Source organism: Pseudophaeobacter flagellatus, from assembly GCF_021228235.1.
Taxonomy (GTDB): domain Bacteria; phylum Pseudomonadota; class Alphaproteobacteria; order Rhodobacterales; family Rhodobacteraceae; genus Pseudophaeobacter; species Pseudophaeobacter flagellatus.
This window is the reverse complement of record NZ_JAJQRG010000020.1, coordinates 1-9920: the sequence shown is the minus strand read 5'-3', so window position 1 is coordinate 9920 and position 9920 is coordinate 1. Positions and strand designations below refer to the sequence as shown.

Sequence of the window (9920 nt, the reverse complement as noted above, 5' to 3'; positions counted from 1 at the left end):
TCCTGATGGTCAGCCCGCTTGAAGATATCTGGTCGAAAACACGACCTGTAACCGTATCTTTACTATGGCCTTGACGCGGTAGCAGACTTTGGCTGCGTTGCAGAAAATCTGCAAGGTGGGCTCACTGCCGCCGTTCTCCGCACCAGCACAGCAAACCGGTACTGAGGCAGGAGGTCAAGGTCGGCAGAGCGGACAAAGTTGCCGTCAACTTTATCCACAACAACTATCGCCCAACTGAATGGGCGGGCATGGCACTGTGGCATATGAGCAGTAGACGCAGCAGTCACCTTCCAACGGTTTCAGCACTGCACTGCACGACTTGCATTCATAGAACCACTGGCAAGCGTCAGTGGGCATTTCCTCGGTTTCGCTGTGCCCGCACTTCGGGCATGTCAATATGCTTTCAAGTACTACGGTTTGCTCTGCCATGGTCTCACATCTGCATTATTAGGTAATCGTTGATCCGGGCCTCATTGAACACGATAACCCATGCCAATCCGGTCATCACGGTACTTCCGACAAGCCACCATCTCAGCCGCGCCATTGATCCGCGCCGGTGCGATACCAACCAAGCTATCGCAACTAGCGCTGTTGAGGCTGCTAGAACATAATAGCTTGCTGCTGCTATACTTCCAAAGATTGCCAGCCAACTGCCGCCCAGTCCCAGCAACATCATCGCTATCGGCAAGACGCAGCACAAGGCGACACCAAGAGCTGACAACGACCCCAAATAACTGAGGCTGAGGCATTTCTGCATTCCGTTCCTCCACTGGTCACCACGCTGCGCCGTTGTATCAATGTCCGTTGCATTTATAACTTCTGTAGTAGCTACAGGATCAAGAAGGAAAACATCACATGATTGCGATTGGAGAGGCTTCAAGGCAAAGCGGGATCGGGATTGAAACCATCCGATACTATGAACGCGAAGGAATCGTGCCAAAGCCAGAGCGGGCGGCCAACAATCGCCGCCTGTACTCAGTACATGATGTTGGTAGGCTTAGGTTACTGAAGAAGTGCCGTGATTTAGGCTTCCCACTTGCAGATGCCAAAACGCTCATCGACCTGTCCGAGGGGGGGCAGCGAAGATTGCCAGTCAGTTAAGGAAGTGGCTGAGCTTCATATCACCAACGTGCGTGATAAGATTGGCGAGCTTAAACGTTTGGAAACCGCTCTGAGCGAACTCACGGAAAACTGTGACAGCGGGAATGTTTCTTGCCCAATGCTATCCAAGTTGCGAACTGCACAAGGTCGATAAGGGCTCGAAGCTGCCTTGCGGCGGTGCAGCACCTGATTTTGCTGTTGAGGGTGCGCTGACACCGACATGGATGACGGCAGCCAGCCCAAAGCGGACGCAACCGGGGAGCTAGTTGGCAGGTGCAGCAACCGAACGCTGGGCGGGAAGCAGAAGTTTGATCCGTCATGAACGAACGCCAACCATACACAGGTAACAGACGGTGGCGCTGGTGATCAAATCGGTCACTAGGCAGAGAAGTTTTTAGTCAGCATGCCACGCAGAGCATTTCTGCCGGGACCGAGGTCAATATGACGACAATTAGATGCTACTCACTCTCCCTAGTGAGTTGGGAAACTTCGCTCGATCGACGACAGTAGGGTGGCAGTCAGCAAAGCGGAGCCTTTGCCTTAACTTCATCAAAATGTCAGCTGGATCCACTGACATGGGGAACAGTCGCGATGGCTTTGAAGGCTGCTCCAGATGCAAAACAACTTTAAGCTTACGTTTCTTAAGCGCACTCCGTGACGTCCTCTTCTCATCAGCATCCACGCCAACGTACGCAGCACTCACAAGTCCAGCCATTGTATCCCTGACTTTCAACATGACTTCATCAGCCAAATCCGAAGGCTTCGTTCTTGCATGTGTCCTGTAGTCCTTGACCTCAATAAGCCAAAGAGTGCCTCCCTTTGAAACAACGAAGTCAACGGCCTTTGAAGACCCACAGGCTGAATTGAAAACACCTCTATAGTGACGCCAGTCATCGTATTTTTCAGCAAATTCAACGCTATCAAATTCAAACGACAAACTGCCTTCATTCAATGCAATGTCAATCATGAAGTGAAGATTCCATATATCGATCTGATTGAAGAAGTTCTTCGTCAAGGAGAACCAAGGTGTCCAATTCATCAATTGCGCTGCCCTGTTCGAGTCTGGAGACTTCATCATCTCCTGACGCAGCCAGTGAAAAGTATCTTGATTGCTCCTTCTTTTTACGACCATCCGTCAAAATAGCGATCTCTCTCACGAGAAAAACTGAGTGCGTAGCAAGGAAAATTTGAATGCCCTGATCTGCAAGGCTTACGATAACCTGGGCTAGGACCTTAATTAGCTTTGGGTTTAGGTTAGTTTCCGGCTCATCCCAAAAAAGATAACCTTGCTCCAGCAAAACACCTGTACTGATCAAGCGTGCAAGCATCGCGAATTTTCGGAGACCTTCAGCGACCAGCGCAGCTTCCATCCGTCCACCGTTGGCTCTGAGAAAGAAGCGTCCGTTTGCATCCACCTCAACTTTACCGCCCATTGCGGCTTCGATAGGAGACAAGAGCTCACCAACCTTTTTTTCACGGGGGCCTCGCAAACTTGGAGCCCCCAAGAGAAGAACTGTGTCCCGCCATGTTTTCTCGAAAGGCACACTATAAGAGTCAAAAAGAGATACAAACCACGGGCATAGAGTGATCAACTCTCTAGTCGGAATAAAGACAGGCGGCTTATCTAAGACTGAACTCGGAAGCAATGTAATCTCAACCTGTGTCTTTGAATTGGTAGCAAATCCAAAGCTTGCATTGAGCCCATTATCTTTGAAGTTGACTGAAACTTCGGCCCTATTCCTGCCCTGCTTTCGTTTCACCAGCCGGCCCAAGCTATCTGGCCGCATGTTGCCGATCAATTCGTCGGCGATGTTTTTTTCAAGTTGGGATTTGCCAATCTTTTCAGATGGCGCACCATTAAACTGCGCGTTATCTGGCTTTAATGAGTTCAGTATTGAATAGAGTGCCTTGAGAGCGTGAGATTTTCCTAGGCCATTTTCTCCAACAATCACATTGAGGCCAGGAGAAAATTCCCACTCGTCGCTGGGTATACTGGTGAAGTTGCTAAAAGTGGCGCTTTTCAACATGTTCCTGACCCTCGATCCGTTCCAAATATCATTTGCACGAAAGTTCAGTGCGTAAGCAACCGTTAAGTTTCTAGTATTGATCGCTGGCACAAGGCTGTTTCATAGCTGGCTTGCTTTCTTAGAACCTATCGCGGCGCCACTTTCCTCTTCAGGATCAATGTCCGGTCTGGGGGTCTTACCGGTTATCTGCCCAGTCAGGCACGAAGGTCGCCTCAGGGCCGAGCTTATCGTGAAAGGTGGCCATAATTTGCAGTTTTGCAGGGTCTGCTTCCTGCGCTTCGCTGCCCCCGGTGCAACCCGCAGCATCTCGTGAAGCAGCTCGGCCCTGCCGAGAGTCCGCTTCCGGGAAATTGACCATGAAATTTCGCACCAGCAGCATCGTCGGTGCGGCACCACTTATCTATGACCGCTTCGGGCTGGAACCTGTCATTTGTACTTAGTGCTCGGTGGAGTGGTAGTGGACCTGCTCCTTGGATTTTAGCATCTCCCCCATTAAATAGCAGCGGAAAAGGTCGGTAGGCCATGGCGGTTGTATTTTCCGCAAGCATCGCCAATCCGTAAATCTTATCAGTTATTTAGGGTGTGGTATTCGACGCCCTTTTCCTGTTCGATCCTTCCGCACCCGCCGCAGAACGAAAAGCCCGGCAAGATCTCCCTCAAGGAGCACGTCAGCCAGCCGCCCGGGATCAAGACTGGCGGTAATGTATTTAGCATGTACACCAACTTGTAATCCCGCAACCTATCGGAGTAGAGTTCCGCGGCGTCCGTTCCGACGCCGAGCGCGGTCCTTCGCGCCCCAACGCACAACAGTATCAGACAGGGTTACACGCAATGAAGGACTGGAATTCAGCCGCGGCTGATCTCTACAAAGGCGAATTTCGCCGGATGTTCATCGATGGGCGCTGGTGCGAAGCGCGTTCGGGCGAGGTGATCGAGGCACGCAACCCGGCCGATGGTAGTCTGCTTGCAACCGTCGGGCGCGGCGGTCGCGCTGACATCGACGCGGCAGTGGCGGCTGCACGCAAGGCATTTGAAGGGCCTTGGTCGAAATGGACACCATTTGAGCGTCAGGCCTTGTTGCTGCGCATAGCTGAGCGTTTCGAGGCGGAATGGGAGACCCTGTGCCTGTCTGATACGCTCGACATGGGGATGCCCATTCAACGCACCCTTGCCAACAGCCGTCGCGTGCTTGGCATGCTGCGTTTCTATGCCGGTCAGGCAGTGGCGATCCATGGGGCCACGATTCCCAATTCCTTTCCGGGTGAGATCTATTCACAGACGGTACGCGAACCGATCGGCGTCGTCGGTGCCATCATTCCCTGGAACGCGCCGATTGCGGGCTCCGTGTGGAAGATTGCGCCTGCCATTGCGACGGGCTGCACAATCGTGCTGAAACCTTCCGAGGAAGCCTCGCTTACTGTTTTGATGATTGCCCGCATCATGCAGGAAGCGGGGCTGCCGGACGGCGTTCTGAATATCGTGACCGGCACGGGCAGCGAGGCCGGTGCGGCGCTCGCGGAACACCCCGGCGTGGACAAGATCGTCTTTACGGGGTCGACAGCGACTGGCCAGGCGATTGCCCGGGCTGCCACTGGCAACCTCAAGCGGGTGTCGCTGGAGCTTGGCGGCAAGTCGCCGGTGATCGTTTGCCGGGATGCTGATATCGAAAAGGCCGTGCCAGTGGCTGCGATGGCCGTTTTTGCCAATTCGGGGCAGATCTGTATTGCAGGCTCGCGGCTGTTTGTGGCCCGTGAGATCCACGACGAGTTTGTGCGCCGGGTTGCCGATTATGCCGCGTCTTTGCGGATTGGTCATGGCATCAAGGAAGACACCGATATCGGCCCGATCATTTCCTCCCGCCAGGCAGAACGCATCGCCGACTATCTGGCGGCAGGCCCGTGTGAGGGAGCCATGGTCCTGACCGGCGGAGCCCGCGCAGACGGGCCGGAGCTGGAGGGGGGGCATTTCTTCCAACCCACCGTTCTGGCTAACGTGACCGACAACATGAGCGTTGCCCGCGAGGAGATCTTTGGGCCGGTGATTTCGGCCCTGCCTTTTGACAGCCTGGATGAGGTGGTCGAACGCGCCAATGCGACACCATATGGCCTGGCGGCGGGTGTGTTCTCTACGCATCTGGGCACGGCACACAAGCTTGCCCACCGCCTGAAGGCAGGCTCTGTGTGGGTGAACATGTACCATGCCATTGACCCCGCTGTACCCTTTGGTGGGGTCAAAATGTCGGGCTATGGCCGGGAAGGTGGCTCCGAACACATGGAAGAATACCTCGACACCAAGGCAATCTGGATCAACGCGGACTGAAGTCCGGTTCCGAGCGCCTCTCACTTTAAGACAGAAAGAGCATCAAAATGCATGTTGGCATCATCGGCGTTGGCCTCATGGGGCATGGTATCGCCCGCAATATCCTTTTGAAGGGCGGCTATAGCCTGAGTTTTCTTGACCACCCTGGCAACCAGCCAACGGAGGAAATCCTTGGCCTTGGCGCCAGTGCCTGCGCCAGTCCGGCCGAGGTCGCGGCGAAATCGGATGTCGTGATCCTTTGTGTCACCGGATCACCGCAGATCGAGGCCATCGTGACCGGCTCAGAAGGTGTTGCCTCTGCGCTGAAACCCGGTGCAGTTGTGGTCGACTGCTCGACTGCACTGCCGGAGATGACCCTGCGCATGGCCGAGATCATTGTTAAGGCAGGGGGCGATTACATCGATGCCCCTATGACGCGCACCGCGAAACACGCCCATGAGGGCACGCTGAACCTGCTGGTCGGTGGCGCGGCAGCGGCGCTGGAAAAGGTGAGCCCGGTGCTGGCTTCCTTTACCGAAAAGGTCGATCACGTTGGTACGCTGAGCCATGGTCATCGGCTCAAATTGTTGCACAACTATGTTTCGGTCGGTTTCATGACGCTGCTGGCCGAGGCTGCGGCACAGGCTGCGGATGCAGACATTGACCCGCAGGTTTTTGTCAATGTGCTGGCCCAAGGTGGCGGCGCAAGTGTCGCGCTGGAGCGGTTGGCCCCCTACATCGTCGAACAGGATCGCGAGGGGTTGCCTTTCTTTGTGTCGAACGCATTGAAAGACATAGATTATTACCGTGGTATGTGCGACGCATCGGGGGCGCGGAAGACGGTTGCCGATGGAATTTCAGAGGCCTTGAAAGCGCCGGTAGAAGCAGGCCAGGGCGAGGCCTATGTGCCCGAACTGGTGCAGCTGTTTCGCAAGGGTGAAATGGCTTGAATACAGGATCGGCAGCTCTCTTGCCTTGGGGTTGCCAGAAAAAATTGCCTTGTGTAGTAAACAACGACCTTTAGAGGGAGAATTCCAATGACTTTCGTGTATCGCGGGCTGGCCACTGCCGGCTTGCTCATTGCAGCCGGTTTGCCGGCATTTGCTCAGACAGAAGTGAAGATCGGCTATGCGCTTGCGCCTGACAGCCATTATGGCGTCGCGGCCCAGAAATTCGAGGAAGTTCTGAAGGCCGAAGCGGGTGATGCGTTTGAATTCAATCACTTCCCTTCTTCCGGTCTGGGCGGTGAACGGGAAGTTATTGAGGGGCTGCAGCTCGGAACGATTGAGGCAACCATCGTTTCTTCCGGCACCTTGGCGAATTTTGTTCCAGACTCGGGCGTTTTCGACATTCCCTTCTTGTTCCGCGATCTGGAACATGCCCGCGCGGTCCTGGATGGGCCGATTGGCCAGGAAATCCTCGCCAAGTTCGATACCGTTGGTCTGCATGGATTGGCCTGGGGCGAACAGGGTTTCCGTCATATCACCAACAACCGCAACCCAATCCACACTCCGGCGGATGCCGAGGGGCTGAAGCTGCGCACGATGGAGAACCCGGTGCATCTCGCCGCGTTCAACGCGATGGGTGCAGCGCCCACGCCGATGGCTTGGCCAGAAGTGATTTCTTCGCTTCAGCAGGGCGTCATTGATGGTCAGGAAAACCCCCTGTCGGTGATCGTTTCGGTGAAACTGGATGAAGTGCAGAAATATCTGACCTTGTCTGGGCATGTCTATTCCCCGGCAATGCTGTTGGTGTCCAAGCCTTTCTGGGAAGGGCTGGACGATACGCAGAAGGCCGCCTTTGAAAAGGCCGCGTCCGCGGCCTCCGAGGCAATGCGTAGCTATGTCGGCAATGTTGAGACCAGCGGCGTCGAAACGTTGAAAGAACGCGGCATGGAAATCAACGCCCTGTCGACGGATGAGAAAGCGGCTTTTCAGGAGTCCATCAGCACCGCCTATGAAGGGTACTACGAGACCTACGGCAAGGATCTGGTGAACGCGATCGTCGCATTCAAATGATACGTGCGTGTCGACGCCGCTTTGGCGTCGACACCTTTTCGCTGGCGGGGACATCGTGAAAAAGCTGGAAAACATCTTTGTGGCGCTTAACGGCTGGGCGCTGATCCTGATGCTGTCGGCCATGGCAATCATCGTGGGCAGCAACATTACACTGCGATACGTGACCTCGCATTCACTGCCCTGGGCCGACGAGGCGGCACGTTATCTGATGATCTGGCTGACATTTATTGGCGCGGGGCTGATCCTGCGTTTCGGTGGCCACGTTGCAATCACGAATCTTCAGGATAGCCTGCCGCAGACCGGGCAACGCCTGCTGCGGGCGGCGATCGTCGCGATGCTGTTGGCGTTCTTTGCCTTTATGGTGCATGTCGGCTGGCAATACGCGCAACGGATGCAATACCAGGTTACGCCCGCACTGCGCCTGCCCTTTATATATATCTATGCGGCAATGCCGGTCGGCTTTTCATTGTTGATCGTGCATCTTTTGCTGATTGCCCGCTCGTTTATCGAGGCAGGAAGATACCGCTCGTTGGACCCCGATGCCGATGATACGGCGGCTTTGCCAGGAGGCGCGAATGGCTGAAATTCTGTTCCCTGCTCTGTTCCTGCTGCTGGCGCTTGGGCTGCCGGTCGCCTTTGCGATGGCGATTTCGGTGTTTCTTGCCATCACCTTTGCCTCCAATTACCCGCATCTGGTGGTGGTGAAAGAAATGTTTGCCGGCCTGGACAGTTTTCCGTTGCTGGCAGTGCCCTTCTTCATCCTTGCCTCCGAGATCATGACAGGCGGTGCGGTGACCCTTGCGATCTTGCGTCTGGCGCAGGCGTTTGTCGGCCATTTGCGCGGTGGTCTGGGCCATGCCAACGTCGTCAGCTCAGCGATGTTCGCGGGTATTTCAGGGAGTGCGCTCGCCGATGCCGCCGGCCCCGGTACGATGATGGTCCGCATGATGGAAAAGGGCGGTTATGATCGGCCTTATGCGGGGGCGCTGACAATTGCCAGTTCGGTTGTGGGGCCGATCATCCCGCCCTCAATCACCATGATCATCTATGCCATGCAGGACAAAGAGGTCTCGGTCGGGTCGCTGTTCATGGCCGGTGTGTTGCCGGGTCTGTTGATCACTATGCTGATCCTGTTTGCCAATGCCCGCGTCAGCAAAGCGCGGAACTATTCTTCCGGGCAGCCGATGCCCTCGCTAGCCGAAATAGGCCGGATTGCTTTCTTTGCCGTGCCGGCGTTGTTACTGATCCTGCTGGTTGTGGGCGGTATCCGCTTTGGTATTTTCACCCCAACGGAAGCCTCTGTCATCGCCGTGTTCTACGCGTTGCTGGTCGGCATGTTTGTCTACCGCTCATTGCATCTGCGCGACCTGCCGGGCATCGTGCTGCGAGCGGCGCTGACATCTGGTGCGGTGCTGCTGATCCTGGGCGCCGCCAGAGCCTTTGCTTGGGTGCTGATCATCGAGAGCGTGCCGCAGTTTCTTGCGGAAACAATCATCTCTTGGGACCTCTCTCCTATCGTCTTCCTGTTGGCGGTTAACCTGCTGTTGCTGGTTTTTGGCCTGTTCATGGATCCGCTGCCGGGGGTGATGATCCTGGTGCCGATTCTCGCGCCAATCAGCTTCGCGCTGGGGATCGACCCGAACCATTTTGCGATTATCGTGATTGTGAACCTGACACTGGGACTGGCCACGCCACCGGTCGGTAGCCTGATTTTCGTGGTGTCCTCTACCGTTGGGCTCAAACCCTCAACCTTGGTAAGGGAGATGCCGCCATTCTTCCTAGCCCTGGCGGCCGCGCTGTTGCTCATCACCTTCCTGCCGTTCTTGTCGACATGGCTCCCCCGCATCAGCGGGTTCTGACGGCTCCTTTGCATGGAGCTGTCGAAGCAGTGCAGCGTCCATCCGAACATGATCCGCGGCGGGTAACGGGCGGCGATCAAGAACATGGCGCCCCCCTTTTCGAGGGGCGGCGACAATGGGGGCAAAGCCAGCGCGGTCGAGATGGACTAGCTTCATTCGAAGATCAGCCAGCTTGTGGTCGAACGCGATTTTTTTAAACGCGCCTGAGATCGCTAAGCAAGGATTGCGGGCAAATGTGCATTGAAGAAGTTCCCCCGGGATCAGCGTTCGGCGTCAGTGCCAGATGCTGTCGCGCGCGCTCGAACCTTTGTTCCGTGCCCAAAGGCGAGAGCGCTGAGCCTCTGGCATTCATGGGAATCATCAACAAGACGTTCCTGAAGACACCCTAGTACGGGGCGCCATATGGCACGGCACATGCATGCGATTGGGCAAGCGTGGGGCGACAGCCAGATGGCTTTGCGAGATTCTACAAATTCCATTTCCTGCGCTGCGTTGTATCCGTCCGGTGAAGGGGATTGGTTTTTCTGTGCGCAATCTGTCGACCAATACCGGGTTCTTGCTAGCGGCCTGCTGACCAACGGTCGATGAACTCCTCTACTTTCTTCAGCTGAAGGTCG

Annotated in this window: 9 protein-coding genes; 6 read left to right on the top strand and 3 right to left on the bottom strand. The window is 55.5% G+C overall.

What is annotated here, in order from left to right; all coding sequences use genetic code 11:
• Nucleotides 1–210: 210 nt before the first annotated feature.
• The gene (locus tag LRK71_RS20325; RefSeq protein WP_232405784.1) at nucleotides 211–429 is read right to left on the bottom strand and encodes a GDCCVxC domain-containing (seleno)protein; all 219 of its coding nucleotides are present in this window, start codon (nucleotides 427–429) and stop codon (nucleotides 211–213) included.
• Between the two features lie 426 nt (nucleotides 430–855).
• Between LRK71_RS20325 and LRK71_RS20320 the strand changes: the two genes are divergently transcribed.
• Nucleotides 856–1101, top strand: a complete 246-nt coding sequence (locus LRK71_RS20320; protein ID WP_232405783.1) for a MerR family transcriptional regulator — start codon at nucleotides 856–858, stop codon at nucleotides 1099–1101.
• 451 nt (nucleotides 1102–1552) lie between these two features.
• On the opposite strand, the gene LRK71_RS20315 is transcribed toward LRK71_RS20320, so the two are convergent.
• Nucleotides 1553–2068, bottom strand: a complete 516-nt coding sequence (locus LRK71_RS20315; protein ID WP_232405782.1) for a cysteine--tRNA ligase — start codon at nucleotides 2066–2068, stop codon at nucleotides 1553–1555.
• Nucleotides 2061–3128, bottom strand: a complete 1068-nt coding sequence (locus LRK71_RS20310; protein ID WP_232405781.1) for an AAA family ATPase — start codon at nucleotides 3126–3128, stop codon at nucleotides 2061–2063. Before LRK71_RS20310 ends, LRK71_RS20315 begins: the two co-directional genes overlap by 8 nt.
• A gap of 831 nt (nucleotides 3129–3959) precedes the next feature.
• Here LRK71_RS20310 and LRK71_RS20305 point away from each other — a divergent pair.
• From LRK71_RS20305 to LRK71_RS20285, 5 genes are all read left to right on the top strand, one after another.
• The gene (locus LRK71_RS20305) at nucleotides 3960–5447 is read left to right on the top strand and encodes an aldehyde dehydrogenase family protein (RefSeq protein ID WP_232405780.1); all 1488 of its coding nucleotides are present in this window, start codon (nucleotides 3960–3962) and stop codon (nucleotides 5445–5447) included.
• A gap of 47 nt (nucleotides 5448–5494) precedes the next feature.
• A complete protein-coding gene (locus LRK71_RS20300; protein ID WP_232405779.1) occupies nucleotides 5495–6376 on the top strand; it encodes an NAD(P)-dependent oxidoreductase in 882 nt (293 codons plus the stop codon).
• A gap of 87 nt (nucleotides 6377–6463) precedes the next feature.
• Complete coding sequence (locus LRK71_RS20295; protein ID WP_232405778.1) at nucleotides 6464–7444, top strand: TRAP transporter substrate-binding protein; 981 nt, start codon at nucleotides 6464–6466, stop codon at nucleotides 7442–7444.
• Nucleotides 7445–7499: 55 nt separating this feature from the next.
• Nucleotides 7500–8027: a TRAP transporter small permease gene (locus LRK71_RS20290; RefSeq protein WP_232405777.1), complete on the top strand. Its 528-nt coding sequence runs from the start codon at nucleotides 7500–7502 to the stop codon at nucleotides 8025–8027.
• Nucleotides 8020–9303, top strand: coding sequence for a TRAP transporter large permease (locus LRK71_RS20285; RefSeq protein WP_232405776.1), 1284 nt, complete (start codon nucleotides 8020–8022; stop codon nucleotides 9301–9303). The genes LRK71_RS20290 and LRK71_RS20285 overlap by 8 nt, the downstream gene beginning before the upstream one ends.
• Nucleotides 9304–9920: the final 617 nt, after the last annotated feature.